Source organism: Spirochaetae bacterium HGW-Spirochaetae-1 (genome assembly GCA_002839375.1).
Taxonomy (GTDB): domain Bacteria; phylum Spirochaetota; class UBA4802; order UBA4802; family UBA5550; genus PGXY01.
Window position 1 is genome coordinate 220,179 of the sequence record PGXY01000004.1, and the last position, 26,303, is coordinate 246,481.

A 26,303-nucleotide genomic window follows, 5' to 3' on the forward strand; every position below is an offset into this window, starting at 1 on the left:
CATTACACCGTACCGCAATCCGTTACCTGGCTCTTCAAAAGGTCCACGGCGTGGGGAATAGCCTTTTCTATGAACCCCAGATTCTCCCTCACCGCCTTAGGACTTCCCGGAAGATTAATGATAAGGCTTTTACCGCGTATTCCCGAGACAGCCCGTGAAAGCATGGCATGGGGTGTTATGGCCAGTGACCGTGCCCGCATAGCCTCGGCAAAGCCGGGAGCTTCCTTTTCTATCACCGCCCTGGTAGCCTCGGGTGTGTTATCACGGGGTGCAAAGCCCGTACCTCCCGTGGTGAGAATAAGGTTAGCACCCTTATCCGCCAATCTGATCAGGCACTGCTGTATCTCCAGAAGATCGTCGGGAACAATTATTTCATCACAGACCTCGTATCCATGAGCTGTTGCCCAGCTCCGGATTTCGGGCCCCGAAAGGTCTTCCCTTTCTCCCCTCGAAGATCGATCGCTTACAGTGACTATCGCAACAGTTATCATAACAGCCTCACATACCAAAAATCTATATATTACCGGCGGCAGGGACAAATCCCGATTCTCTGATCAACTTTTGTCCCTCTTTACTCAATACAAATATTATATAAGATCGGGATTCTTCGGTAAATCGTTCTTCGATTACATATAAATACAAATCCCTGTAAATAGGGTAAGAAATATTTTTCATTTTTTTATCGGCATGCCCTTTCCCATCTACTCTAAGCGCCTTAACCTCGTTATTGAGAAAGGCAGAACCTACATAACCCAATGCATTTGTATTTTCTGCGACAAAGGCCAAAACCCCGCTGTTTGATTTTTGTACTAATGCATCTTTTATTATCGTATCACCGATTCCCAGCGTGGCATTCCATATTTCCCATGTTCCTGATGAGCCGTCCCTGCTCACTGTGATAATTTTTTCCTTAGCACCATTGATTTGTTCCCAAGTCTCCATTTTTCCCGTATATATTTCCCGTAATTGCTTCATTGTAATTTTATCAGCAGAATTCTTTGGATGTACAATGGGGACAATATAATCATGGGCGACGAGAAATGATTTTAATGTAAGGCCGGCCTTCCCTGCCATATCCACATATTCACGAGAGGCAACTGACGAGGATTCGGCAATGTCACAAGAGCCTTTTATTAATCCCTCCAGGCCTGAATGGGAACCTGCGGGATCAATATCGAATGATATATTTTTCCGCAATTGGTAAGCTGCCACAAGTTTTCGGGTCATGGGATCCATCGAAGTGGAACCCTTCACGATAATCACAGGTTTCTCATTTTTCAAACATGCCGTCGTAACAACGGAACCAGCTGTCAACAATATGATGCACATCCATAGTTTTAATTTCATCCTGTTGTTCCTCCCACCTTTATGAAATCGTCCATTGCCGCCAGTATTTTCACAGGGCCTACAGAAAATCAATGAATTATCTTTGCTCAATAAATTTTCCCGAATCTTCGATAATCGTAATAAGAAACAGGTGCAGAGAGCACGCCGGAATATCTAAGGGTAGATACAAATATCAATTTATTTTGGCTTACCCATCAGGCCCGGTTTTTATATAATTTCGCAGAACAGGATCAAAGAATTTGAAAAGCAGAACCACAGGCCAGCAGTATCTCACCAAACATGTTAAATACATTGATTACCGGATACAGCTGCTAAATAATTATGTCTCATTAAATCTCCCTGTTGATAATGACTTTAATGAAAGCCTGATTTCCTTTCTTATCTCAGAAAACTGCCGAGATAACTTTCCCCAGCTCATCTCTCCAGAGATTGATACACCCGTCAGGGAGCTGAAACACCTGGTCAGGAAATGGGACATAAAAAACGATGGGGATATTGTAGGATACATTTACCAGATCCTGCAGAGCCGTGATTCCAGAAAGAACAAGGGACAGTTCTTCACTCCAGGAGATATCGTGACTCACCTGGCAGGTTCGTCTCTGGAAAGAACGGAATCATGGCGTGATGTCCGCATACTCGATCCGGCATGCGGGTCCGGACAATTTCTCCTTTCCCTGTATTGGATGCTCCTGGACCGATATATCCTGGATGGTGTCGCGGAACGTGAGGCATCGGAAAGAATCATCCGTTTTCATTTGCACGGCTTCGACATAGACCAGACCGTTATTCTTATCGCACGCTACAACCTTTCACGAATATCGGGCATCGAAGAAAAAGAGGTAAACATTGCCTGCCATAACTTTCTTTTCAGAGAGAATCCTCATAGTGATCCACCAGGGACGGTCAGCTGGCCTGAAAAATATGATCTTGTCCTGGGCAACCCTCCCTGGGGAAGCCGGGTCTCCTCCGAAGAAAAAATATATTTCAGAAAGAATTTCATCTCCTCTGCCTCCGGCATTAACACCTTCACCCTCTTTCTTGAGCGGGCCCTTGAAACCGTCCATGACCATGGGCTGGTTGCCTTTCTCATTCCCGAGGCCTATCTCAACATCAGGGCTCATCAATCCTCACGGGAAATGATACTGACAAACACAGCGATTAAAGAACTCACAATCTGGGGGGAGCGGTTCAGGGGAGTCTTTGCCCCCTCTATATCTATGATTACCCAACTGGAACCCAGCGAAGAGAAAAGATCCGGCAACGTGGTCAACATCATTCATGGAGCAGATCTGGCATCACATACATCAATTCTTATTCCCCAGGCATCGTACCAGAGAACACCGGAAAATATCTTCAATATCAACTACACAAGAAAATGTGTAAACCTCATAACATCCATTGACAATCAGGACTGCCTTTTCCTAAAAAATCATTCGAAATTTTTCCTTGGCATTGTAACCGGCAACAACACACAGCACATATATGACTTTAAATCTGAAGAACACCCCGATCCCATAATTCTTGGGAAGGACGTGTCCCCATTCAAGATACAATTCAGCCATCACTATTTCCGGTACAATCCCGGAATTCTACAGCAGGTAGCGCCGCAGCATTTATATCAGGCAAAGGATAAAATCGTGTACAAGTTTATCGGCAAGCGGCTCACCTTTGCCCTGGACAGATCCGGGTATTATTCACTGAACAATGTCAACGGTTTCATTCCCGACAAGAGCTACCGCGAACAACTTAACATAGAATCAATTCTCTCCATCCTGAACTCTGATCTCATGCAGTACTACTATGAAAAGAATTATTTCACCCTCAAGGTATTGCGGGGTAACCTGGAAAGGCTGCCCCTGAAAAAAATCAGTTCACCGAATCAGAAAAGGTTGAAACAACTGGCGGAAATGGTTATGCAGAGTACCGGTGAAGCGGAAAGAAAACACAGAAGATGCATCGAGGATATAATCTATCATGAATATGGCATCAAAGACCGTGACGCCTATACCATCAGCAGCCCGGAGCAGCATGAGTCTGGTTTAATCGAAAACGAATAGCAAGGTTTTACAGGCCGGTTACCGATAAATTCACTTCGAATCATCGCGGGTCCTTTCCCGTGCCTGCAGTTTAAAAACAGCTGTCATATCAATTGAATCATTACCTCCATCGTCGAAAAAGGCAATGCCTCTTTCGGGATAACAGTACAGCACATGTTTATCCCGTTTTTTCACAACCAGTCCACTGTTTCCGTAAGTAAAAATCAGGAGCGAGATTCCCTTATTGAGATGTATGCCGTCGGAAGTTACACTTTTTGCATTGGTAACAACAACAGCCCTGATATAGCGGTCCATGCAAAAAACGGCCAGCGATCTCTCCTGAAAAGAATATATCTCATTGAATGGTATATCAAACTGCATGTCCAGAGAGAACACCTGCCGAAACAATCCCTGCGGTCCCCGGAGGAGCACTTTCCGATACGCTTCACCGCTAAAGGCTTTCAGAACGGAATCAACCGTACTGTTAAGAACTACTGAACCGGCACTTATACCCGGCACCAGCACCGACTCTGACAAATCCGCTTTTCCAGTATTGACAAACACCGCATAGAAGAAAATAAACACCGGCACTGCCATAGCCAGAAAAGACGATTTTGCTTTTCGCCTCACATGCACTTCTGTGCCTCCCGCTTAATCACGGCAAACCGGCGTGGATATTTAGCATCGGTATCACCTTTTTTTATAAATAAAAATCCCGCCGTATCAATCCCCAGCGAGATCCTTCCCTCTTCCCCCGCTATTTCCAGACCCAGTTCCCCTGCATGCCGAACAACTAAAGCGGGAATATCTCTCTGCGTTTCATTGGCGTATACATACAAGTATCCACCCATCGCCAGAAGCGGTGCCGCCAGTTCAACAACAAGATACGTATTCCCCAGGGCCCGGGAAAGAACAAGATTAAACCGCTCCCGCAGTGAACCTTCGTGAGCCCGATCCTCTATCCTCCCCGGCATAACCGATAAATTTTCCAGTTGAAGCATTTCAATTACCGACCCGACAAATCCCATTTTTTTCTCGTTGGAATCCATAAGTATCCCGCGGAGTCCTTCATAATAAATACCCAGCGGTATTCCGGGAATCCCGGAACCCGTTCCTATATCAGCAAATAATGTTCCACGTGGAACATTCATCCCCAGAAGCGGATCAATACTCCCGAAAACCAGGTTTTCCAGTATTTCTTTTCTCGTCTTGAACCCGGTCAGGTTAAACTGTTTGCTCCTGAGAAAAAGTTCATCGGCATAATCAATCATGGACTTTGCCTGACCAGGAGAAAGCCGTATGCCCCTGGACTGTTCCCACGCCAGTATGATTTCCTGCATCATGCTTTCGTGTTCCACGTGGAACCTCCCCTGCCCGATCTTTTCATTGCCTCTATATGCACAAGCAGTATCGAGATATGCGAAGGATCAACTCCTGATATTCTCATGGCCTGTCCCATAGTTCGAGGTTTTATTCTGGCAAGTTTTTCCACCGCTTCTTTTTTTAATCCGTCTATAATGCTGTAATCCATGTCCTCGGGGATCTCCATGTCCTCCATCTTTGCCATCTTTCTAATTCTATCCTGGTCCCTTATGATGTATCCCTCGTATTTTATTTCCATCTCAATGACAGCGGCCATTTCCTCGCTCATGCTTTCGTTCAATATGTTCAGAACCTGTTTCATGGTTATCCCTGGTCTCCTGAGTAGTTTTCCCGCATTCATTTTTCCCCGGAGACCTTCATTGTCGGTTACTCCCGACAAAATACTTTTTGCCCTATCATCAATTGTAACGGTCAGTGTTTTCAGCCTTTCCAAGTTCTTTTCAATGTCATTATATTTTGCCATCATACTTTCGCAGGCTTCGCGGGTTATAAGTCCGTTATCATAGCCATATTGCATCAATCGTCGATCAGCATTATCCTGACGCAGAAGCAGACGGTGTTCTGCCCTCGATGTGAACATCCTGTATGGTTCAGTAGTGCCTTTGGTAACCAGGTCGTCGATGAGAACTCCGATATAGCCTTCTGATCGTTTAATAATAAAGGGTTCAAGTCCCCGAATCTTTCTCACGGCATTTATTGCAGCCATCAAACCCTGTGCCGCAGCCTCTTCATATCCCGATGTGCCATTTATCTGTCCTGCATGGTATAGTCCCGCAACTCTCTTTGTTTCCAGAGTAGAATACAGTTCCGTCGGTGGGACATAATCATACTCTACTGCATAGGCGGGTCGCATGACTTTGACATTCTCAAGACCCGGCACGGTCCTTATCATTTCCAGCTGTACATCCTCGGGAAGGGAGCTGGAAAATCCATTGATATAGTATTCCTTTGTATTGTAACCTTCCGGTTCAAGAAACAGCTGGTGCCTGGGTTTATCGGAAAATCTCACGACCTTGTCCTCTATGGACGGGCAATACCGCGCGCCCACTCCCTTGATAACACCGCCATACAGGGGAGACATATGAATGTTCCCCCGGATCATATCGTGAGTCTCCTGTGATGTATAGGTAATCCAGCAGGGTATTTGACGTCGATCTATCTTCTTCGTAGCATATGAAAACGGTATGGGGGTCTCATCGGGATATTGAGCCTCACATAAATCGAAATTTATTGAGTCGCCGTTTACCCTGGGAGGTGTTCCTGTTTTCATCCTGAGAACCGGGAACCCTGCTTCACGGAGTGATTCAGGTAAAACCTCCGATGAAAAATCACCGAGCCTTCCACATTTTTCCTGGTATTTCCCTATGTGAATGAGACCCTTTAAAAATGTGCCGGTACAGATAATCACGGCCTTTGCCAGGTGTTCCTGTTCCCTTTTTGTGATGATGCCTCTGACCGTGCCATTCTCAATTATAATATGCTCGGCAATATCCTGTATGATTTCCAGGTTTTCCTGTTCCTCCAGAACCTGTTTCATTCTCAGTTGATATTCCTTCTTATCTGCCTGGGCCCTGGGAGCCCATACTGCCGGGCCCTTGCTCCGGTTCAGCATTTTAAAATGGATCCCCGTAGCGTCAATGGTCCTGCCCATTTCTCCGCCCAGCGCGTCGATTTCCTTCACCAGGTGCCCCTTGGCCAGTCCACCTATTGCGGGATTACAGCTCATCTGTGCTATGGTATCGAGATTTCCAGTCAGGAGCAGCGTATGCATGCCCATGCGTGCCGAAGCCAGGGATGCCTCAACACCGGCATGGCCTGCACCGATGATTATCAAATCATAATGTCTTTTCATTATTTATCACGTTCCAATCAGGAATTTGCAGTATGTCAGTTAGTCTTTTACTCATTATCATGACTGCCATAACAATATACGAAATGATTAACCTTAAAAAATTAATCAATACCATTGTATGTATATTGATAGGGCAATTATTAATTTAAATTATTAATAACTACCACTACTTAATATAAGTATGAACTATTAAATTTGCAATATCCCATATTAATACATGACTTTCTATTGAGACATAATATTTATTTCTTGTAATTCGCAGGCATAAAAAAACGGGCCGCAGGGCCCGTTCCGTATACTCTCTGATATTTTTCAGATCTATAATTCTTTTTCCTTCATCAGCAGTTGCATTGCTTCCCTCGCCTGCTGTATTTTGTCTTTCAATGCTTCGAAGGCCTGTTCGGCTTTATCCATCTCGCTGTTCCGTCCCATATTCTCCAGTTCGAAGGCCGCATCATAGGCGGCCTGGGCTGAAAAATTTGAAACCGATCCTTTTATGGTATGCGCATATTTTCTCAATTTATCTGCGTCTTTTTCCTTTATGGCTCCCATTATATTATTCATCAATTTTTGAGAATCTTCGATGAAGAGTTCTGCCAATTCCCTGTAGAGTTCCATATCACCATCCAGACGTTCTGCAAGCTCCTTCCTGTTTATCACATCTTCAATTTTCATTGTTCCTCCTGCAGCCTGGTTCGGTTATTTTGACTTGTGTACTTCCCTATCCTTTTCCTGATCCAATTTGTTAATTCCAATACCAGTGAAAATATAAAGTCAATTCTTTTTTAAAATATATAAATTTGATCATAATAGTGAAGCGGTATGAAATACCCCTTCGTATTAACTGACGATTTTTCACGCAAAATATCAATGACTCTATCGCAGTATGATTCATCCAGATTTAAGACATAGCAATAATACTCCGCTTCGTTTTTTATGTCCTTAAAATGCGAGATTCTTGTCTGCTCAAAATTGCGGACCTGGAATTCTCTGTTCAGTCGTTTCAGTATATCACCGACATTGATATTCCGGCGTGAGGATGTTTTACCGCTGGGAATGAGTTTTCTTAATTGCTCGGTCATGGTGACCGACGGACGATTGTTATCTCCGATTACAATTATTCTTTTATCGGCCGAACAAAGCATCTTTTCTACTGCCCCTTCATAATCATCCATGCCGTATATGGCGTGGATACATATGACAGCCTGTGTCTTTTCTCCCTTCCATTGTTCCCAGGTATTTTCATAAATTCTTACCGGCAGTTCTATTTTATGCTGTTCGATTTTTTCCCGCAGGATGGCAGTCATGGCCGGGGAAGGTTCTATTGACTGCACCTCCATCCCTCTCTCAGCAAGAGGAATGGTAAAAAAACCCGATCCGGCACCGCAGTCAATCAATGATGCAATACCACGCAGCTCGTGCAACACCTCATGGAGAAGGTCTCCGGGATACTGCTCGAGACTGAGACGACGATCATATTCCCGAGCAAATCTCTCCTCATAAAATCTCATGTTTATCGTGCTTCTCCTTCCTCAAGGTATTGCTTCTTTTTCTGTATATCTACTTCACTCTTGAATTTTAGCAACTATAAAAACATGAATTATTATTGCAATTATCATCCCCTGTCATATACGTAGTTTTTCATTTTTAACAATTTGCTTACAAGGACATTATGCATGCATCTCACCAGCATCCGGATTAATGCAAATAGTTTTCCCGTAAAAGATCAATATCCCTTCAGCCTGGATGTCTTTCAGAAAACCCCGGAGATATCTCTGGAAACGCCTATTACCTTTTTCGCTGGAGAAAACGGTTCAGGAAAATCCACTCTGATCAGGGCTCTCGCACATCGCTGCGGAATCCATATCTGGAAGGGACCTGAACGTACTCGATTCAGATTCAATCCTCTAGAGGAGGAGTTATACAGCTGCATCGATGTTCATTGGTCAGACCAGGCCGTACCTGGTTCTTTTTTCTCGGCTGAATATTTTTATGATTTTTCAAGTCTTATTGATGAATGGGCCCATGAAGACCCTGGAGTTCTGAATTATTACGGCAGCAAACCGTTCATGACTCAATCCCACGGCCAGAGCCACATGTCTTATTTTGAAAACCGGTATATCATAAAGGGCCTGTATCTGCTTGATGAACCGGAAAATGCACTTTCTCCCACAACTCAGCTTAAATTACTTCATCTGCTGCAGCGCATGTCTATTGATGGTCATGCCCAGTTCATCATAGCCACCCATTCACCGATTCTGCTTTCCTGTGAAAACGCTTCTATATACAGCTTCGACCATGTACCCCTGCGAAAAGTCCCCTACGAGGAGACCGAACACTACCTTGTGTACCGTTCCCTCTTTAAGAAGTGAGATACGGTTTACAGTCAGTGCTCAAATAAATCCATGTGATGTATATCACATGGATGCTCTGGTACTATCGGCTTTGTAATGTCTGTGGTTGAACGGTTAGAATTCGACTGAGAGAAAAGCAACATCGTCGTCGCGATTATCCAGGGCGGTAAAAGATTCCACATCATCCAGAATAGCCTGGCAAAATTCATCTCCATGCAGTTCGTTATTGACGCGTATTGATTTGGATAGACGATTTACACCATACTCTTCTTTTTCGCTGTTTTTAATTTCCGTTATTCCATCGGTATAGAGAAAGAGCCGGTCTCCCGGCGAAACGGAAAGGCTTTTTTCTTCATATTTGACCAGGTCTGAAATGCCTATGAAAAGACCAAATGTATCGAGCGCCAGCATCTTATCGGAAGATGCACGATAATATAGAGTTCTTGTATGACCGGCATTGGTAAAGGTAATTTTTCCCGTTTCATCATCATATATGACATAAAAAGAAGTTATATACTGATCGGACAGAAGCAGCCCCATCATCTCCTGATTAATCAATGATATGTATTCGCTGGTGCTGGTAAAACGCGGTGCATAGATACTGAAAATCATCTTTGACATGGTCATTACCAATGCTGCCGGTATGCCATGGCCCGTAACATCGGCGATGAGGAATCCACTCTGCGTGTCTGATAGTTTATAGCAGTCAAAATAATCACCGCCAATATCTTCGATGGGGAGGTATTTGCCGCTGATGCGAGGATATTCGATATAGGAGAAATCCTTTGGAATAATAAATTTCTGAATCTGCTGTGCGGCCAGAAGTTCCTTCTGGATCAGCCGGTTTTTTTCCAGCAATTCATCGTGGGCGCTCTTAAGTCTCAGGAGTGATAATACCCGGGCAACCAGTTCCTTCTCATTAAGCGGTTTGAGGAGAAAATCATCGGCCCCAATCCGGAGGCCTTTGATTTTTGAATTGAGATCATCAGAACCGGTCATGAGGATGACGGGTATAAAATCAGTCCCGGTTACGTCACGAAACTTCGATAGAAAACCGAAGCCGTCCAGTTTTGGCATAACGATATCGACTAGAATCAGGTCGTATTTCTTTTCTTTCAAAGCCTGGAGACCTTCCATGCCGTCTCCGGCCTCATCAACATTCATATTGATCTGAGCGAGAGTCTTTTTTATAATGGCCCGATTCAGCTTACTATCGTCAATGGCCAGAATATTCCATGATGTATTCAAGTAATTGCTGAGCATGTTATGATCCTGATGCTGATTGTTATCGAAATCATCCCTGCAAAGTACAACTCAAAGTCTGATATCATGTATTCTTTTTAGATCATATTCACTTTTAATGCAATTGTTTTTCCTCGTTGACGGAATTAAATTAAATAATTAACCATGCATACTGTTATGAATTTTTTCATATCAGGCTTATGCTCTTTTTTAACGTCTCATCAATTCAACCAGTTATGAAATCGTACCTATCACAAAAAGACCATATACTGTTCATCCAGCCACCCCTGAATGATCATGGCCATAGCTATATCCTGGGGAACGTGGAATATGCCGGTGCAGCACTGGCTGGATATATACGAAAAAAATCTTCAAAACACATTACATCTACTCTCCCTTTTTTGCTCAGTAATTTCGCATCGGACCAGGTCATTGCCCGATATGTGTCTCATCTTAAGCCAGATATAGTCTGCTTCAGTTCATACCTCTGGAACCTGGAGCGCAACCTGCATATTGCGCACATGATTAAAATCGACCTTCCCGAAACCATTATCATCTTCGGCGGTTCTGAAATCTCCCGGGGTTCCTTCTGCTTTCAAACACATCATGATCAGGTGGATATATTCCTGTCAGGCGAAGGCGAATGGTTTTTCAATCATTTTCTTCAGAATGACACCCTGGATGGATTCTCTGAAACAATCAACGGGAACAGACTGATATCTCAGCCCCCTGACAGTCTGGTGGCCATTGACGATATCGTGGAACCCTTTACGGCAAATATGCTCAACACCATGACGGACCGATCGATTTTTCTTGAATTGACCAGGGGGTGTCCATACCGGTGCTCATACTGCTATTATTCAAGGAACTGTCCCGGAGTCCGTGAACTTCCCTTTGAACTCCTCACGGAAGCCCTGCAATGCTCACGGAATCTATCGGAAATATACATCCTCTCCCCCACCTTCGACCGCTCAAAAGACTTCCACCGGAGACTGGAAACCATGAAGATGATAAACCATGGTATTTCCCTGCATTCTGAGATGAGAGCCGGTAGTATCGACAGACAAACGGCAAACCTCCTGTACAGTGCCGGTTTCAGAAGCATGGAGGTGGGCCTGCAGACCCTGAACAGCGATGTCCTGAAGCGTGTACGTCGCGGCAGTGATACCAGCAGGGAACTGGAAGGCATGAGAGCCATGAAGGACGCCGGCATCGATCTGAAAATAGGCATTATCCCGGGACTGCCGGGAGAAACCCCTGACAGCTTTGTCAGGACCATCGATACATTAATTGACAGAGGATTTGAAGAGAACATCGAGCTCTATCCTCTCATGATTCTGCCGGGAACAGTGATAAGGGAACAGGCCATTGAGGAGTCTGTTCACTTTCAGATGCGCCCCCCCTATTTTTATCTGGACGGATGGGGAATGTCCTATGATGATATCACTGCCATCTCATCATATGCCGAATCCAAAACCGGGTTCAGCCCAACTATTACAGGCATACCGGACTTTACATCTCATAATGATGGATTACTCATCAAGGGTGTGCGGTTTAACGGTGATATATCCTCTCACTGGAATAGCGATCTATATGTGTCTGAAATTGAAACCAGTGTTTTTTCTTTTCATATTTACATCACCAAACCTGAACATCTCTACCGGGGACTATCCCTGCTTCTGACAGGTCTGCCTCCCCACAACCTCTATAATGTAATCATATATTCAGATAGTATTTTAGATGAAGGGCGTGTTCTGCAAATATGGAAAAATCTCGAAGAGGATACATTTCATGGCCGAAACAACGTCTTCAATGCATGGAAAGAAGGCCAACCCTGGCGAATCTACCAGATATTAGAAAGACCGGATCTGTATGAGCGGGCCTTTTCCACTTATGGGCTGATAGAACCTGTTTTGTCCCTGGGAACCGGGAATATCAAGAACATCAATAAAGTAATGAAAATGCCGGCAGGCGAAGGCAATATTAGCGGGGAACACTTTCTACTTGTCAGAAAAGGCGCCCTGTCGGGGTGCAGTGAAGCTCTTGCCGGTTTATACCATGAGTCAATGGAAATGATTTCCTTTGAGGATGCGGAAGAACAATCATTGTTTTATAACCTTTGTGGCTACGAGCATGTTGAACTTCCATTTACCTTTAGAGTGATCGATCATCGAAAATAATTATCATTCATTATGTGCATGTATTTTCCCCGTTCCCTGCATTATTATTCCTGCGATAATGAGAAAAAAGGCCACACAGTCTATAATCAGCCAGAGCCGCAGTCCCATGACAGGATAGTTAAAAAAAGCATCGATATTATGATAGGATAATAAACGAAGCATGGTGACAAGAAACAGGCCGGTTGTTCCTGAAAAAATGATAAGATAGGAATAATGTTTTTCCCTTATCCTGTTTATAATTAATCCCACAACGCCCATTGTCGCCGAGACTATTATAACCGTGATAATACGTTGCAAGTACCTTCGACCGGAATACCAGTCGTTGGCACGGCTGACTTCCCGAACCGCGTCGGTCAGCATCAATCGCAGAGGAGGAATAGTGAGCAAACCCACAAGTATCATGAAAGCGGCTATGAATCGCCAGTAATTCTTATTGAATTGCCGCTCCTGGCCCGTTAACGAAGCAGGGTATACTGTTTTTATACAGGCCAGTCCTGTAATAAAGAAAATCAATACAGTATTTATGATCTTTAAAATTGAATTAGCCTTTTCATTCATTTTCATATTTTTTTCCTGCGCTGGTTCATTATCAAAAAGTCCATAGTGAACCGATGCCGCAGTCCCCTTTTCATAACCACAGTCTTTCAGGGGTATGGATTTTGTCACGGCCGAGTGAGTATGATTATTCCAAAGGCCGTTACGGGAAAGACTGACAACAATGATAATACGGGAAAGATCCTTTCTGGTCCCTGTGAAAATGTTGAAGGAAGAAGTTCCTGATCCGGAAACACGCTGCGTGCTGTCTGCACTGCTTATAAAACCGCAATATGTGCCATCGGTTTTAACACCATGAAAATCAACAGAAAGAATAGTGGGACCCTGGACATTCGTATAAACCGCGGTCACCGGTACAAGGGCCTCCCGGCATAAATCCTCACAGGTTATTACGTAACACCATTGTACCGTTTTTTCTTCATCACGGAGTAATGACCACAGACCGACCGCAAAGAGCGTCATTATTATCACAACTGCCAGTAATTCACCGGTAAGTCTGGTACCTCTCTTTTTCATACTACTCCTGCTGCATTCTTAACAGCATATTTCATCCCAAATTAATGATTCCCTGTCAATACCAATTACCATGCATTTTTCTTGACTTTTTTCAGCTCAGGGGAATAATAATTAGTATAGATACTCATAGCACAGGTGCGATACATCGTAGTGAGAACCGGTATTTGATCGGTTTAATATCCACAATTTAATATGATATATACAGAGGAATGAGATTATGATCAGAAAATTTTTTGTTGCCCTTGTAATCATGTTGTTATCCCCGGCATTGTTTGCGGAAACAGTCATAGGCGTAACAGCCTTCAACAATCTCAGCAAAAACAGTCAGCTCAACTGGCTGGAAGTGGGTATTGCCGACTCTGTTTCTTTTAAGCTGAGAAATGTGCAGAATTACATCGTCATTGACAGGACAAACGTCGATAAGGTGTTAAACGAAATAAATCTCGGCCAATCGGGATTCATTGATGAAAAGACGGCAAAACAGGCGGGAAAGGCCCTGAACGCCGATATTCTGGTCGTGGGAAATTTCCAGGTATACGGCAAGAATGTGCGTATCTTCGCAAAACTTGTGGAAGTGGAAAGCCATAAAATTATCAAGCAGGTCCAGGCCACGGGCACCATGGATGATATCTTCGCCCTGCAGGACCAGATAGCCCTGAATATCGTGGAAGAACAGAACATTGCCATCAGCAATGAGACAAAAGACAGGATGACGGAGCGATATACTCAGAACCTTTCCGCCTACGAATTCTTTGCCAAGGGGCAGAAATTCTATTATCAGAGCAATTATGAAAGTGCCATTGAAATGTTTAAAAAGGCCGTGGCCATAGATAAAAAATACAGTACTGCCTATGCCGGTCTGGGAAAGGCCTACGCCAACCTTTACTGGAAGCAGAAAAATTACGCCAATATTACCAACCCCTCCCTGCTGGAAAAATCCTTTGATTACAGTAAAACCGCCATCAAAATAAGCCCTAACCTTGATGAAGCGCACCTTTCCATGGCCAAGTACTATCAGAACGTCGATGATAGCAAGGTTCCTGATAAATGGACCAAATGCGAAGAAATCACTAAAAAGGTGCTGGAGATAAATCCCAACAATGGGGAGGCGTATTTTCTCATGAGCCGTATCTACGGCTACGATGACGCCAAGGAAGAAATGTACCTGAAGCAGGCCATCGGCAAAAACAACTTCATCGCCGACGCCCATAACAATCTGGGAATCATATATACCGACCAGAAAAAGTATGAGGCGGCAAAGGCGGCCTTCAGGAAAGCCATTGATGTGGACCCCGACTACAAAACAGCCTATATGAATATCGGTGTCGTTTATGACAACGAGGGCAAGTACCAGGAAGCCCTGGACATGTATAAGACGGTTGTTGAGAAGCATCCCAATTATCCCCTGGGCCTTGTCAACGTGGGAATCGGATATCGCCGTCTTAAACAATACGATGAAGCACTGAAATACTTTCAGCGTTCCGTTAAGGTTAAACCGGATTATGCCTTTGGATGGGGAGAAGTGGCTTACATATATCTTCTCAAGGAGGATTATAAAACTTCCATCAAGAATTATAAAATTTCATTGAAATATGACCCGAAATATAAATACAGCCTGGCCAATATCGGCTATTGTTATGTGCAGATCGGAGAGTATGATACGGCCATTAAATATCTTACAGAGTGTTCCAACTCTCACCTCGATTATGACTGGCCTGCCGGCGAGTTAGGCTGGGTGTACCGCTATAAACTCAATAACAACAGCGAAGCACTGAGGTGGTACCGCGAAGCATTAAAGCGTGCACCGGGAAATTCATCATACCAGACAAGTGTTGATGAACTATCCCAGTAAATTCTGCCATGTTATGTAAAATAGAAAAGACAGGTTTTTTAGACCTGTCTTTTCTATTTTTTTGAACCCGAATATCTCAATGGTGATTTCTAAAATGCATGAAATCAATATTCAGTTTTTTAATCTTATAATTTAAAATTCTTTTTGTCGTACCGAGCCTTTCTGCCGCTTTAGTAATGTTGCCATGGGTCATTTTCAGGTTGTCTATAATTAATTCCTTAACATACTGGTCAACCTTATCCTCGAGTGTTTCATTACCGTTATCGGTAGGCCTTGCCATCTGCAATGACGGAGGGAGATGGCAGCTTCGGATAACATCTTCGCTGCTGATAATGGCTGCCCGCTGGATACAGTTTTCAAGCTCCCGTACATTTCCCGGCCAGTGATAACTAACCAGCATATCAATGGCCTCAGTGCTGATCCTATTAATGTTTTTGTTATATTCAGTGCTGAATTTCATTAAAAAATAATCGGCCAGCATCATTATATCGGCCTTACGTTCCCGCAGGGGCGGCGAATATATGGGGAAGACATTCAACCGATAAAAAAGATCCTGCCTGAATTCACCACGCTCCACTTTTTCCTCGAGATTGTGGTGCGTCGCGGCGATGATCCGTACATCCAGGGAAATACTGTGTGTACCGCCAAGTCTCTCAATGGTTCGCTCCTGCAGTACCCTGAGGAGTTTTACCTGGGATTGCAGGTTCAGATCCCCCAGTTCATCGAGAAATATGGTGCCGCCATTGGCGAGTTCAAAGCGTCCCTTCTTCTGGGAAACGGCACCGGTAAAGGCGCCTTTCTCATGACCAAATAATTCACTTTCAATGAGACTGTCGGGAAGAGCCGCTACATTGACCTTGATATAAGGACCGTTCTTTTTTGTACTATTGGCATAGAGGGCATCGGCAATAAGTTCCTTGCCCGTTCCGCTCTCTCCGGTTATAAGCACCGTAGAATTAGTCGGCGCTACCATCAATATTTTTTCAAAAAGATCCTGCATCAGGTGTGAAGAGCCCACCATGTTTTCCAGCGTTCTTCTTTCTGACAACGTTTTCTTTAAAACCCTGTTTTCTTCTTTAAGTTCCGCTTCCCGGTTCAACGTATAGCGACGGTCATTAACGGCATGGGATATCATAATTGCAATTGTGGTAAGAACATGGAGCTCATCGGAGAGGGACTCTGTATGCTCCCGTGATTTATCAATTGATATGGTTCCTATAACAGATTCATTGATGGCAATGGGGACACAGACAAACACACAACTGTGCTCCATACCCCTTTTGCGTGCCCCGGTTTTATTCAGAAAGAGCGGCTCATCATCGATGGAAGGGACTACCAGGGGTTTTCCGGTTTTAAAAACCGTACCGATTATTCCTTCTCCCGGCTTATACCTGCCCCGCGCGATTTCATCCGATGAATAGCCATAGGATATATCAATACGGATATCCTCTGTCTCTTCATCATAAATATTTATAGATCCGCGAACTATATCAAGATGATGGGCCAAAAATTCCATGACGTTTTCAAGCATCTTCTGCAGGTCCGTGGTTGAGGAAAAAATCCTGCCAATCTCATAAAGGAATTGGACCTCGCGTATCTCATATTCAATTCCTTTCTTCTCATCATCATTTTGTGCGTTTACGGAAACGGCCATGTACATCCTCTCATTAAAAAGAGATAATGGTTTTCTATCGGGAAAATCTTCAAAAACAACTTACTTATCAATATAAGGAATCTGCAATTCATCATAAAGGATTAATTTATTCTCTGCCGTTAATAAAGGACTATTTAACATATATGTAATGCGAATGTAACATATTTGTAACGAATTTTCGCCAGATACGATTCATTGTATCTTTTCATAAATTTTCTGCATAAAGTATATATCCTGCCTTCATCTCCCCGGAATGAAACTTGACGGAATTGATTCAGAATACTATATGCAGACATATGCTCTCAAATTTGGATAATAATTGGTGTTTACATGTCACTTTGTGATACTTGTGTCATAGAAGAAAAATTGTATCAGTGCTGCGGCAGGCAGCCCATGACCGGTGCAGTAAAAGTACTTACCATGGTTGATGGCAGAACATTTAATGCCTGTCCAAATCTGGGAAGTGACGGTAAGTGTACAATATATGCCGGACGACCCAATGGCTGCATGGAATTCTTCTGCCAGGGATATAAGGAAAATGAATGGATGGAGCGGGGATCATAACCCCCGCTCCATATAAACGTTAATCGATGTGATTTAAATACCGCAGGAAACACCAAAGGTGGCATAAAATCGGTTGATGTCCTTGGCACCGTCTGTCCCGTAGTAGAAATCCTTGGAGGGAACTATTACATAGTGGAATCCCGCACTATATGATATAATGCCTTTTGTCACGGTTAAAGCTGTGGAAAAATCGATGTCGCTAATACCTTTCTGATTGGTGCTGTCAGCATAATAATACCCGGCCACAGCGCCCAAGTCCAGTGAAGCATCCTTCATCAGTTCAAAACCGTGGCTCACTCCCAGTTGAATATAAAAATCACTGGCATCGCCTGATTCGGTATAGTAATCATGGGTATATGTCACCGTAGGACTCAGGGGCAGCATATCAATAGTGGCTGACACATATCCTGAAAGAAATGAATAATCATTGTTCCACAGGAGATAATACCAGAGCCCTGCTCCCACTGTTACAGCATCGCCGAATGTGTAAGAATAATCGGCACCGAAATCCGTGGCGTGTAAGTCCCTGACATTTGTGCCATTATAGAAATCCCTACCGTCAAACATCCATGCATCGGACAGTTCTGCACTGACACCCAGGGATAGACCCGTATCGAGAACATTATAAGAAAGAGACGGGAAAAAAGCGCCGTCGCCTCCGTACCAGTATCCCCCTCTCCAGAGATAATCACTCATGTATTCAACACCTGCGCTGATCCCGAGACCAGCACTATCCTCTGCAGCATCCTGGGCCCGAACTTCTGATGCTGCGATAAGAACTGCTGCACACATTATGAGTATTAAACTGTTTATTGATTTTTTCATCCTTTTACTCCTTTTTATTATTTGTAGCATACTGCTGAGGACAACGGCGCATAAATAGTCTACGCAGTTGTCCTCGCATAACAGTTAGTAATTATCCTATAGCCGCTGAACCCTCTTCTCCGGTGCGTATCCGTATGCACTGGGGAAGGTCCACGACAAATATTTTACCATCGCCGATATTGCCGGTCCTGGCACCTTCAATGATGGCATCGACGGTTTTTTTGACAAAATCCTCATTCACGGCGATTTCAATTCGCACTTTCTTAAGAAGATTGACATCGATATCTACACCGCGATATGTTTCTGTATACCCTCCCTGCTGTCCGCATCCCAGTGAGTTGGTAACGGACATTTTTCTTACGTCAGCTTTAGCCAGGGCATCCTTGACGTCGGTCAGCTTATCGGGTTGAATATATGCTATTATAAGTTTCATAGTGCTGCCTCCTTACTGAGTACTGAATATCTGGAATGACGGATAAGCTTCCATACCGTGTTCGTCGATATCAAGCCCACGCAGTTCTTCTTCCCTGGAAACCCTGAGACCTATGGTTTTCTTAATAATAAAGAATATGATCCCCATGGTCACCACAACCCATGCCATGACAGAAAATACGCCCACAGCCTGGATGCCCAGCAGCTTGAAACCGCCGCCATAGAGAAGACCATTAATCCCCGCTCCGGCGAATTTTGCCTCGGCAAAGACACCCACCAGAAGGGTTCCCAGCGCGCCTGAAACACCGTGAACTGAAATAGCACCGACAGGGTCGTCAATCTTCAGTTTGAAATCTATGAACTCAACGACAACAACAACGACAAAACCGGCAATTGCGCCTATGATAATAGAACTCGTGGGAGAAACTGCCGCACAACCGGCTGTGATTGCCACCAGGCCTGCCAGTGCGCCATTCAGGCTCATACTGACATCGGGCTTGCCGTTCTTAATCCAGATAGTCATCATGGCTACAATGGCGCCTGCTGCCGCTGCCAGATTAGTATTAACGGCTATGAAGCCGATAGACAGGTTGTCACCCGCCACAGTGCTTCCCGGGTTGAAACCGAACCAGCCGAACCATAGAATAAAAACACCAAGAGATGCCAGGGGAATGTTATGCCCTGGAATGGCCTTAGGTGCTCCTGAAGGCGAGTATTTTCCTATACGGGCACCGAGGAGTATGGCTCCCATGAGAGCGGCCCATCCACCTACGGAGTGAACAACCGTTGAGCCGGCAAAGTCGATAAATCCCATTTTAGCCAGCCATCCACCGCCCCATATCCAGTGACCGGAAATGGGATAAATCACGGCACTGATAATGAGACTGTAAAGCAGATAGGCGACAAACTTTGTCCGTTCCGCCATGCTGCCCGAAACAATCGTTGCTGCCGTTGCAGCAAATACGGCCTGGAACAGCCAGTAAGCATATTCCCACAATCCGCTGGATGTTTCAGGTGAGGCTGATGAAAGCATGAATTTGCTGCTACCAATAAAGCCGGCAATGGATTCACCGTACATGAGTCCAAAACCGATAACGAAAAAAGCAATCGATCCAACGGCGAAATCCATGAGATTTTTCATGATGATATTACCGGCATTCTTGGCCCGGGTAAATCCCACCTCAACCATGGCAAATCCGGCCTGCATGAAAAAAACCAGAAATGCCGCAACCAGAGTCCAAACGACATTGATGGGCTTGATTGCCTCTTCCGCAGCTGCAGCCGGTTCAGCACTCTGTGCAAACAGAGACAGAGATAAAACCATCAGCATACCAGCTGCAAACAGTATACGTCGTGTCATTTTCATATAATCCTCCTTTTTTAAAATTTCACGATTATACTGATATATAAGGCAAGAAGCGTGCCAAAATACTTTAGTAGAGAAGTAATATCGAAAATTGGCGGGATAAAAAATGAAAGAGGAAATAATTATTGTTTTTAATGGGGATAAAAGAGAAATTGATTCTGTCGTACGGTAATTCCGGTTGAAATATAAGCCAGAAATCTTGTTTTATTTTGTTATATATAATACGGTCTTATTACTCTTTCTATTTTTTGATACTATTTTGTTCTTTTCTATCATTTTATTACAATATTGTATTTTATATTAAACTGGTATTTTTAAATCTATCCCTCATCAGGACAAATTATGAAACCATGTGCTGTTATCTTTGATCTGGACGGAACTCTCATCAATTCATTGGGTGATATTGCCGATACCATGAACCACATACTGGCGATAAACAATCTGCCGGTGCATGAAGAGGATCAATATCGCTATTTTATCGGCGATGGGCTTCAAAATCTCATCATACGATCATTGCCGGAAGATTATAGAAGTGACAAATTTGTATCAGAGATGCATCGGGCTTACGGGGTTGAATACCGGAAAAGATGTCTTTTTAAAACCAGGCCCTATCCGGGAATAGTAACCATGCTCGAGACATTATCCATGAAGGGAATAAAAATGGCTGTCCTATCGAACAAGTCCGATGAATTCACCCGATATATGGTTTCTGAGCTCTTTCCCGATAATTTTTTTTCCGCGGTCATGGGTTCCAGAAACGATACTCCGAGAAAACCTGACCCTGCAGGGGCTCTCATGCTGGCGAAACAATGCGAAATTGAACCTGCATGCTGCCTTTTCATCGGGGATTCCAATATTGATATGCGTACCGGCACAAATGCAGGAATGCTGCCGGTGGGAGTTCTCTGGGGATTCCGCACGGAGCAGGAACTCAGGGATGGCGGTGCAGGAAGTATTGTTACTCATCCAGGGGAAATAATGAGTTTTTTCCCCTGAATCTTTGTTCGAATCTGTGTGAACTTAAAGGTCGGGAATCTCCCTCAGGCTTAAGCAATGTGCAGGACGCCTACCGACTATTAAAATAAATAATATATCCGGAATAACTACTTTTTATCTTCTTTAATGTCATACCCGTCCAGGGTATTGACAGATGAACGGACTGCATAGGCTACGTTTAAAAACATTCCGGCAATAAAAGCAATGGCCCCGTACAACAGATTGATATTAAAAAAGAAAAAATAATAACAACAGGCAACTGAAATAAAAGCCAATGCTAACAGTAGTTTTTCCATTTTTATCCTTCCTTATACAATTATTTTTCTTCGCTTATGACAGCGAAATCTGATATCTCATCACTGCCTTCTATATTCAGAAGTCTCACACCCGTAGCCGATCTTCCCTGCGTGGAAATATCCTTTGCTAAAAGACGGATGGTCATCCCCGTTTTAGCGATTATTATAATTTCATCTTCGGGAAATACGGTCTTTATGCCAGCTGCAAAACCATGTTTGTCTCCCACTTTTACAAATATCATTCCCTTGCCGCCGCGGCCCTTGGCTACAAAGTTATTATAGTTTACACATTTTCCATATCCCTTCTCGGTAAGGACAAAGAGGGTGGAATTTTTCTTTACCACATCAATACCGATTATTTTATCCGAGCCATCAAGGCGCATACCGATGATGCCAGCCGCGGATCTTCCCATGGATCTCATCTTGAGAACATTTGTGCGCAACAGAAGTCCGTCTCGCGAGGCAATTACCACATCATCGCCCTTGGCTACAATTTTTACATTCACCAGTTCATCGTCTTTTTTAAGATTTATGGCTATAATCCCGCCTTTCCTTGCATTGGCAAACTCACTAATTCCCGTTTTTTTCATGATACCCTTCTGTGTTACCATGCAGAGATAGGCATCCTCTTCAAAACTGGGAACCGATGATATGGCTGTAATGTTTTCTTCGGCTGCAAGGTTTATTATTCCTTTTAGCGATTTTCCCCTGCTGGACTTTGATGCAACGGGAATTTCGTATGTTTTGAGGGCAAATATTTTGCCTTTATTGGAAAACAACAGAATAACATCATGTGTTGAAGATATTGTCATCATTTTTATGAAGTCTTCCCGCTTCGACGAAATGCCTATGACTCCTTTGCCGCCGCGACGTTGCTTCTTGAATGTATCAATGGAAAGTCTTCGTATGAAACCATCATTGGTAATTGAAATAACCATGTCCTCGTCGGCAATAAGATCTTCCACGTCGAAATCAGTTGATGTTTCTCCGCCCACGATAATCTCTGTCCGCCGTTTATCGGCATATTTGTTTTTCAGCTCTTCAAGCTCCGTCTTGATAATTCCAAGAATTTTCTTTTCGCTTTTGAGAATGGCCTTGAGCTCTTCAATCAGCTTGAGAAGGGCCTTTAATTCCTCAACGATCTTCCGCACCTCCAGGCTGGTCAGTCGCTGGAGCCTCATTTCCAGTATGGCCTTTGCCTGAATTTCAGAAAATTTGAAACGTTTGATCAGCTTTTTACCGGCCTCATCTGCATCCTTCGAGCCCCGTATAATTGCTATTACTTCATCTATATTATCAAGGGCTATCTTGAGTCCTTCCAATATGTGAGCCCGTTCTTCGGCTTTCCTCAATTCATATTGCGTCCTGCGCGTAACCACATTCTTGCGGTGCATAATGTAATAGCTCAGCATGGACTTCAGATCAAGTACCTTTGGTACGCCATCGACAATGGCCAGCATTATGATGCCGAATGAACTCTGGAGCGTAGTATGCTTGTACAGCTGATTGACAATAACACTCGTATTGGCGTCTTTCTTGAGGCCGATAAAAATACGCATTCCCCGCCGATCCGATTCATCGCGGATCTCATTGATACCGTCGATTACCTTCGTATTCACCAGTTCGGCGATCCTGGTGATGAGCGTCGCCTTGTTGACCTGGTAGGGTATGGAGTCGATAATGATACATTCCCTGCCCTTCTTGGACTCCTCGATCTCCACATTGCCCCTGATTTTAATACTTCCCCTTCCGGTCGCATAGGCCTGTACTATTCCTTCGGTTCCCATTATTGCTGCGCCCGTGGGGAAGTCGGGTCCCTTGATATACTTCATGAGCTGCTTCGATTTGAGTTCCGGATCATCAATGAGTGCAATGGTCCCGTCGATTACCTCTCCCAGGTTATGCGGCGGGATTTTTGTGGCCATACCAACGGCGATCCCTTCGGAACCGTTCACCAGCAGGTTGGGAAACGCTGCCGGCAGAACTTTCGGTTCCTTTCGTGTATCATCAAAGTTCGGCGAATAGTCCACCGTTTCCTTGTCGATATCTTTCAGAAGCTCTTCCGACATTTTATTAAGGCGCGCCTCGGTATACCGGTAGGCAGCGGCCGGGTCTCCGTCAATGGAACCAAAGTTTCCCTGGCCGTCAATAATGGGGATGCGCATGGAAAATTCCTGGGCCATCCTTACCATGGTTTCATATACGGCTGAATCGCCATGGGGATGGAAGTTACCGATTACTTCACCGACTATCTTCGCCGATTTTACATAGGGCCTGTCGCTCCTCCATGCACGTTCGTTCATGGCATGGAGAATTCTCCGGTGAACAGGTTTTAATCCATCCCTGATATCTGGAAGGGCCCTTCCAATTATGACGCTCATGGCATAATCCAGATATGCCCCGCGCATCTGGTCTTCTATTTCAACATCAATTACTTTTCCGAAGAGTTCGCCTTCACGAATTTTCGGGCTATTCTTATCGGGTGTATTTTTTTTAGTCACGACTGTTTTCTCCGGCTGGTAATAATTATGGGCACCTCTAAAAATTAGGTTTTTCACTAATTAAAAAATGAAAAAACCTTATTTTTCCTATGCTTGTGCCCACAAGGGAACTTCTAAAATCTAATTTATAGAGGTTCCCTTATAATATCGATAGTTTGTTGAAAGTCAATATCCAATACGGCCTGTAATATTACAGGTCAAGATTCTGAACATTCTTCGCATTTTCTTCTATAAACTTTCTTCTCGGTTCCACCACATCGCCCATAAGAACCGAGAAAACATTTTCCGCTTCCACTTCATCATCCACATTGATAAGAAGCATGGTGCGCTGATTCGGGTCCATGGTGGTGTCCCATAACTGCTCGGGATTCATTTCGCCGAGACCTTTATACCGCTGTATGGTGATCTTTTCATTGGGATGCTTCTTGGTGACCGAATCGCGTTCTTCATCGGAATAGGCGTAAAATGACTCCCTTCCCACCTTGAGATTATACAGAGGCGGCTGTGCTATGTACAGATAGCCGTTGTCTATGATTTCCTTCATATAGCGGTAAAAGAAAGTCAATAAGAGGGTCCGTATATGTGCTCCATCCACGTCAGCATCGGTCATGATAATAATTTTATGATATCGGGCCTTATCGATGCTGAACTCCTCATCGCCGATGCCTGTTCCGATGGCAGTAATGATGGTTTTTATCTCTTCATTGGAAAGGATCTTATCCAGACGGGACTTTTCAACATTGAGAATTTTACCTTTCAACGGGAGTATGGCCTGAAAATTTCTGTCCCTGCCCTGTTTTGCTGAACCGCCGGCGGAATCTCCCTCAACAATGAAGAGTTCGCATTTCGACGGGTCTCTCTCGGAGCAGTCAGCCAGTTTTCCCGGAAGCGTATCATTCTCCAGGGCACTTTTCCGTCTCGTCAGGTCCCTTGCTTTTTTTGCCGCAAGACGCGCCCTGGCGCTCTGGATACATTTATCAATAATTTTCTTTGCTTCCTGGGGATTTTCCTCGAAGTACAGTCCGAGGTTCTCATTGACTATGGACTCGACAATACCCTTTACTTCTCCATTCCCCAGCTTCATCTTTGTCTGGCCTTCAAACTGAGGATTAGGTATCTTAACGCTGATGATGGCAACCAGTCCCTCGCGTACGTCGTCTCCTGAAAGCTGTGCTATATTTTTATCGAACTTTCCCTTTTTCAGTGCATCATTGAGCACCCTGGTCAAAGCCGATTTGAATCCGACTAAATGCGTGCCCCCCTCACGGGTATTGATATTATTGGCATAGGTAAAAACCGTCTCAGTATAGGTGTCAATATACTGGATTGCAAGCTCCACATCTACATTATCGCGCACATCCCTGAAGTATATTGGTTTTTTGGAAAGCACTGTTTTGGATTCATTAAGATGCTCAACAAAGGAGACAATGCCTCCCTTGAACTGGAATACATGCTCCTTGCCCTTGGATGTTTTCTGTTTATCATCACGATCGTCACGGAGCGTAATTCTGACACCGGCGTTAAGAAAAGCCAGTTCCCTCAGACGGCGTGACAGTGTATCAAAATTAAAATTGGTGTCTTCAAAAATTGAATCATCAGGCCAGAATTGCACCCTGGTGCCCTTTTTTTTCGAGTCCCCCACAACCTTGACCGCTGCCGTGGGAACTCCCTTTTTATAATTCTGGCGGTATACTTTATCATCCCTGAAGACCTCCACGGTCATGTCCTTTGACAGGGCATTTACAACAGATACGCCCACACCATGAAGTCCGCCCGAGACTTTATATGAATCATTGTTAAATTTTCCGCCTGCATGCAGTTTAGTCAGCACGATTTCCAGGGCCGATACCTTGTACTGTGGATGGGGATCAACGGGAATCCCCCTGCCATTGTCGATAACCTCCACCGAATTATCGGGATGTATGGTCACCACTATATTATCACAATAGCCGCCAAGAGCTTCATCAATAGAGTTATCAACTATTTCATATACCAGGTGATGAAGCCCGTATCCATCAGTGGACCCGATGTACATGGCCGGTCTTTTTCGGACCGCTTCCAATCCCTCCAGTACCTGTATATTATCCGCGCCGTAAGTCTTACTCATTCTTCTTTCTCCATACAAAATCTTTTGTTATAGCCGTTCTCTTGATTACCGTAAAGGGGCTCACTCTGGTGCTGAGAACATTGTTATCCTCATCGATAGCCACTGACTTGTCCTTCTCATCAATCTCATGGAGTATCCATTCATTGAGGTCAGACTGCTTCAGGGTATCAACATTAAATATACCGATGGTCTTTGTATCTGATACGAGCTTCTTATTACCAAGATGAATAAACATGCAGATATCT

Annotated in this window: 22 protein-coding genes; 5 read left to right on the plus strand and 17 right to left on the minus strand. The window is 44.1% G+C overall.

Annotation, left to right across the window (positions count from 1 at the left end; all coding sequences use genetic code 11):
• Positions 1-2: 2 nt before the first annotated feature.
• On the minus strand, positions 3-491 hold the full coding sequence (locus CVV44_08820; GenBank protein PKL38961.1) for a molybdopterin adenylyltransferase: 489 nt from the start codon (positions 489-491) through the stop codon (positions 3-5).
• A 22-nt stretch (positions 492-513) separates the two neighbouring features.
• Positions 514-1,347 (minus strand): hypothetical protein, encoded by an 834-nt coding sequence (locus tag CVV44_08825; GenBank protein ID PKL38962.1) that lies wholly within the window; start codon positions 1,345-1,347, stop codon positions 514-516.
• Positions 1,348-1,586: 239 nt separating this feature from the next.
• Here CVV44_08825 and CVV44_08830 point away from each other — a divergent pair, with 239 nt between their 5' ends.
• Entirely contained in the window at positions 1,587-3,404 is a 1,818-nt protein-coding gene (locus CVV44_08830) for a hypothetical protein (protein PKL38963.1), read from the plus strand.
• Positions 3,405-3,434: 30 nt separating this feature from the next.
• Here CVV44_08830 and CVV44_08835 read toward each other — a convergent pair whose 3' ends face one another.
• The 5 genes from CVV44_08835 to CVV44_08855 form a co-directional block, all read right to left on the minus strand.
• Positions 3,435-4,019, minus strand: a complete 585-nt coding sequence (locus CVV44_08835) for a hypothetical protein (GenBank protein PKL38964.1) — start codon at positions 4,017-4,019, stop codon at positions 3,435-3,437.
• Entirely contained in the window at positions 4,010-4,726 is a 717-nt protein-coding gene (locus CVV44_08840; GenBank protein ID PKL38965.1) for a hypothetical protein, read from the minus strand. The genes CVV44_08835 and CVV44_08840 overlap by 10 nt, the downstream gene beginning before the upstream one ends.
• The gene (locus tag CVV44_08845; protein PKL38966.1) at positions 4,723-6,618 is read right to left on the minus strand and encodes a tRNA uridine-5-carboxymethylaminomethyl(34) synthesis enzyme MnmG; all 1,896 of its coding nucleotides are present in this window, start codon (positions 6,616-6,618) and stop codon (positions 4,723-4,725) included. The genes CVV44_08840 and CVV44_08845 overlap by 4 nt, the downstream gene beginning before the upstream one ends.
• Before the next feature lie 318 nt (positions 6,619-6,936).
• Positions 6,937-7,293, minus strand: a complete 357-nt coding sequence (locus tag CVV44_08850; GenBank protein ID PKL38967.1) for a hypothetical protein — start codon at positions 7,291-7,293, stop codon at positions 6,937-6,939.
• A 110-nt stretch (positions 7,294-7,403) separates the two neighbouring features.
• Positions 7,404-8,129 carry a hypothetical protein gene (locus CVV44_08855; GenBank protein ID PKL38968.1) on the minus strand — a complete coding sequence of 242 codons (726 nt, stop codon included), beginning with the start codon at positions 8,127-8,129 and terminating at the stop codon, positions 7,404-7,406.
• Between the two features lie 165 nt (positions 8,130-8,294).
• Between CVV44_08855 and CVV44_08860 the strand changes: the two genes are divergently transcribed.
• Entirely contained in the window at positions 8,295-8,990 is a 696-nt protein-coding gene (locus CVV44_08860; protein PKL38969.1) for an AAA family ATPase, read from the plus strand.
• A 96-nt stretch (positions 8,991-9,086) separates the two neighbouring features.
• Here the strand turns inward: CVV44_08860 and CVV44_08865 are convergent, their stop codons facing one another.
• Positions 9,087-10,235 carry a hypothetical protein gene (locus tag CVV44_08865; GenBank protein ID PKL38970.1) on the minus strand — a complete coding sequence of 383 codons (1,149 nt, stop codon included), beginning with the start codon at positions 10,233-10,235 and terminating at the stop codon, positions 9,087-9,089.
• 179 nt (positions 10,236-10,414) lie between these two features.
• On the opposite strand from CVV44_08865, the gene CVV44_08870 reads away from it, so the two are divergent.
• Positions 10,415-12,394 (plus strand): hypothetical protein, encoded by a 1,980-nt coding sequence (locus tag CVV44_08870; GenBank protein PKL38971.1) that lies wholly within the window; start codon positions 10,415-10,417, stop codon positions 12,392-12,394.
• 3 nt (positions 12,395-12,397) lie between these two features.
• Here CVV44_08870 and CVV44_08875 read toward each other — a convergent pair whose 3' ends face one another.
• Positions 12,398-13,465, minus strand: a complete 1,068-nt coding sequence (locus CVV44_08875; protein ID PKL38972.1) for a hypothetical protein — start codon at positions 13,463-13,465, stop codon at positions 12,398-12,400.
• Between the two features lie 217 nt (positions 13,466-13,682).
• Between CVV44_08875 and CVV44_08880 the strand changes: the two genes are divergently transcribed.
• Positions 13,683-15,317, plus strand: a complete 1,635-nt coding sequence (locus tag CVV44_08880) for a hypothetical protein (GenBank protein PKL38973.1) — start codon at positions 13,683-13,685, stop codon at positions 15,315-15,317.
• Positions 15,318-15,393: 76 nt separating this feature from the next.
• Here the strand turns inward: CVV44_08880 and CVV44_08885 are convergent, their stop codons facing one another.
• The 4 genes from CVV44_08885 to CVV44_08900 form a co-directional block, all read right to left on the minus strand.
• Complete coding sequence (locus CVV44_08885) at positions 15,394-16,971, minus strand: sigma-54-dependent Fis family transcriptional regulator (protein ID PKL38974.1); 1,578 nt, start codon at positions 16,969-16,971, stop codon at positions 15,394-15,396.
• 597 nt (positions 16,972-17,568) lie between these two features.
• The gene (locus tag CVV44_08890; protein ID PKL38975.1) at positions 17,569-18,360 is read right to left on the minus strand and encodes a hypothetical protein; all 792 of its coding nucleotides are present in this window, start codon (positions 18,358-18,360) and stop codon (positions 17,569-17,571) included.
• A 91-nt stretch (positions 18,361-18,451) separates the two neighbouring features.
• Positions 18,452-18,793, minus strand: coding sequence for a transcriptional regulator (locus CVV44_08895; GenBank protein PKL38976.1), 342 nt, complete (start codon positions 18,791-18,793; stop codon positions 18,452-18,454).
• A gap of 12 nt (positions 18,794-18,805) precedes the next feature.
• The gene (locus CVV44_08900) at positions 18,806-20,158 is read right to left on the minus strand and encodes an ammonium transporter (GenBank protein PKL38977.1); all 1,353 of its coding nucleotides are present in this window, start codon (positions 20,156-20,158) and stop codon (positions 18,806-18,808) included.
• Between the two features lie 342 nt (positions 20,159-20,500).
• Here CVV44_08900 and CVV44_08905 point away from each other — a divergent pair, with 342 nt between their 5' ends.
• A complete protein-coding gene (locus CVV44_08905; protein ID PKL38978.1) occupies positions 20,501-21,154 on the plus strand; it encodes an HAD family hydrolase in 654 nt (217 codons plus the stop codon).
• A 107-nt stretch (positions 21,155-21,261) separates the two neighbouring features.
• Here CVV44_08905 and CVV44_08910 read toward each other — a convergent pair whose 3' ends face one another.
• The 4 genes from CVV44_08910 to CVV44_08925 all read right to left on the minus strand — a co-directional run bounded on the left by CVV44_08910 (position 21,262) and on the right by CVV44_08925 (position 26,293).
• Positions 21,262-21,450, minus strand: a complete 189-nt coding sequence (locus CVV44_08910; GenBank protein PKL38979.1) for a hypothetical protein — start codon at positions 21,448-21,450, stop codon at positions 21,262-21,264.
• A gap of 20 nt (positions 21,451-21,470) precedes the next feature.
• Positions 21,471-23,858, minus strand: coding sequence for a DNA gyrase subunit A (locus tag CVV44_08915; GenBank protein ID PKL39251.1), 2,388 nt, complete (start codon positions 23,856-23,858; stop codon positions 21,471-21,473).
• Positions 23,859-24,141: 283 nt separating this feature from the next.
• Positions 24,142-26,058 carry a DNA topoisomerase (ATP-hydrolyzing) subunit B gene (gene gyrB, locus CVV44_08920; GenBank protein PKL38980.1) on the minus strand — a complete coding sequence of 639 codons (1,917 nt, stop codon included), beginning with the start codon at positions 26,056-26,058 and terminating at the stop codon, positions 24,142-24,144.
• Positions 26,051-26,293, minus strand: coding sequence for a hypothetical protein (locus CVV44_08925; GenBank protein ID PKL38981.1), 243 nt, complete (start codon positions 26,291-26,293; stop codon positions 26,051-26,053). The genes gyrB and CVV44_08925 overlap by 8 nt, the downstream gene beginning before the upstream one ends.
• Positions 26,294-26,303: the final 10 nt, after the last annotated feature.

Bases quoted from the DNA above. Each gene is read 5' to 3' on its own strand.
- CVV44_08820 (PKL38961.1), bottom strand. From the start codon at position 491: ATGATAACTGTTGCGATAGTCACTGTAAGCGATCGATCTTCGAGGGGA.
- CVV44_08825 (PKL38962.1), bottom strand. From the start codon at position 1,347: ATGAAATTAAAACTATGGATGTGCATCATATTGTTGACAGCTGGTTCC.
- CVV44_08840 (PKL38965.1), bottom strand. From the start codon at position 4,726: ATGATGCAGGAAATCATACTGGCGTGGGAACAGTCCAGGGGCATACGG.
- CVV44_08845 (PKL38966.1), bottom strand. From the start codon at position 6,618: ATGAAAAGACATTATGATTTGATAATCATCGGTGCAGGCCATGCCGGT.
- CVV44_08850 (PKL38967.1), bottom strand. From the start codon at position 7,293: ATGAAAATTGAAGATGTGATAAACAGGAAGGAGCTTGCAGAACGTCTG.
- CVV44_08855 (PKL38968.1), bottom strand. From the start codon at position 8,129: ATGAGATTTTATGAGGAGAGATTTGCTCGGGAATATGATCGTCGTCTC.
- CVV44_08860 (PKL38969.1), top strand. From the start codon at position 8,295: ATGCATCTCACCAGCATCCGGATTAATGCAAATAGTTTTCCCGTAAAA.
- CVV44_08865 (PKL38970.1), bottom strand. From the start codon at position 10,235: ATGCTCAGCAATTACTTGAATACATCATGGAATATTCTGGCCATTGAC.
- CVV44_08870 (PKL38971.1), top strand. From the start codon at position 10,415: ATGCTCTTTTTTAACGTCTCATCAATTCAACCAGTTATGAAATCGTAC.
- CVV44_08875 (PKL38972.1), bottom strand. From the start codon at position 13,465: ATGAAAAAGAGAGGTACCAGACTTACCGGTGAATTACTGGCAGTTGTG.
- CVV44_08880 (PKL38973.1), top strand. From the start codon at position 13,683: ATGATCAGAAAATTTTTTGTTGCCCTTGTAATCATGTTGTTATCCCCG.
- CVV44_08885 (PKL38974.1), bottom strand. From the start codon at position 16,971: ATGGCCGTTTCCGTAAACGCACAAAATGATGATGAGAAGAAAGGAATT.
- CVV44_08890 (PKL38975.1), bottom strand. From the start codon at position 18,360: ATGAAAAAATCAATAAACAGTTTAATACTCATAATGTGTGCAGCAGTT.
- CVV44_08895 (PKL38976.1), bottom strand. From the start codon at position 18,793: ATGAAACTTATAATAGCATATATTCAACCCGATAAGCTGACCGACGTC.
- CVV44_08900 (PKL38977.1), bottom strand. From the start codon at position 20,158: ATGAAAATGACACGACGTATACTGTTTGCAGCTGGTATGCTGATGGTT.
- CVV44_08905 (PKL38978.1), top strand. From the start codon at position 20,501: ATGAAACCATGTGCTGTTATCTTTGATCTGGACGGAACTCTCATCAAT.
- CVV44_08910 (PKL38979.1), bottom strand. From the start codon at position 21,450: ATGGAAAAACTACTGTTAGCATTGGCTTTTATTTCAGTTGCCTGTTGT.
- CVV44_08915 (PKL39251.1), bottom strand. From the start codon at position 23,858: ATGCGCGGGGCATATCTGGATTATGCCATGAGCGTCATAATTGGAAGG.
- gyrB (PKL38980.1), bottom strand. From the start codon at position 26,058: ATGAGTAAGACTTACGGCGCGGATAATATACAGGTACTGGAGGGATTG.
- CVV44_08925 (PKL38981.1), bottom strand. From the start codon at position 26,293: ATGTTTATTCATCTTGGTAATAAGAAGCTCGTATCAGATACAAAGACC.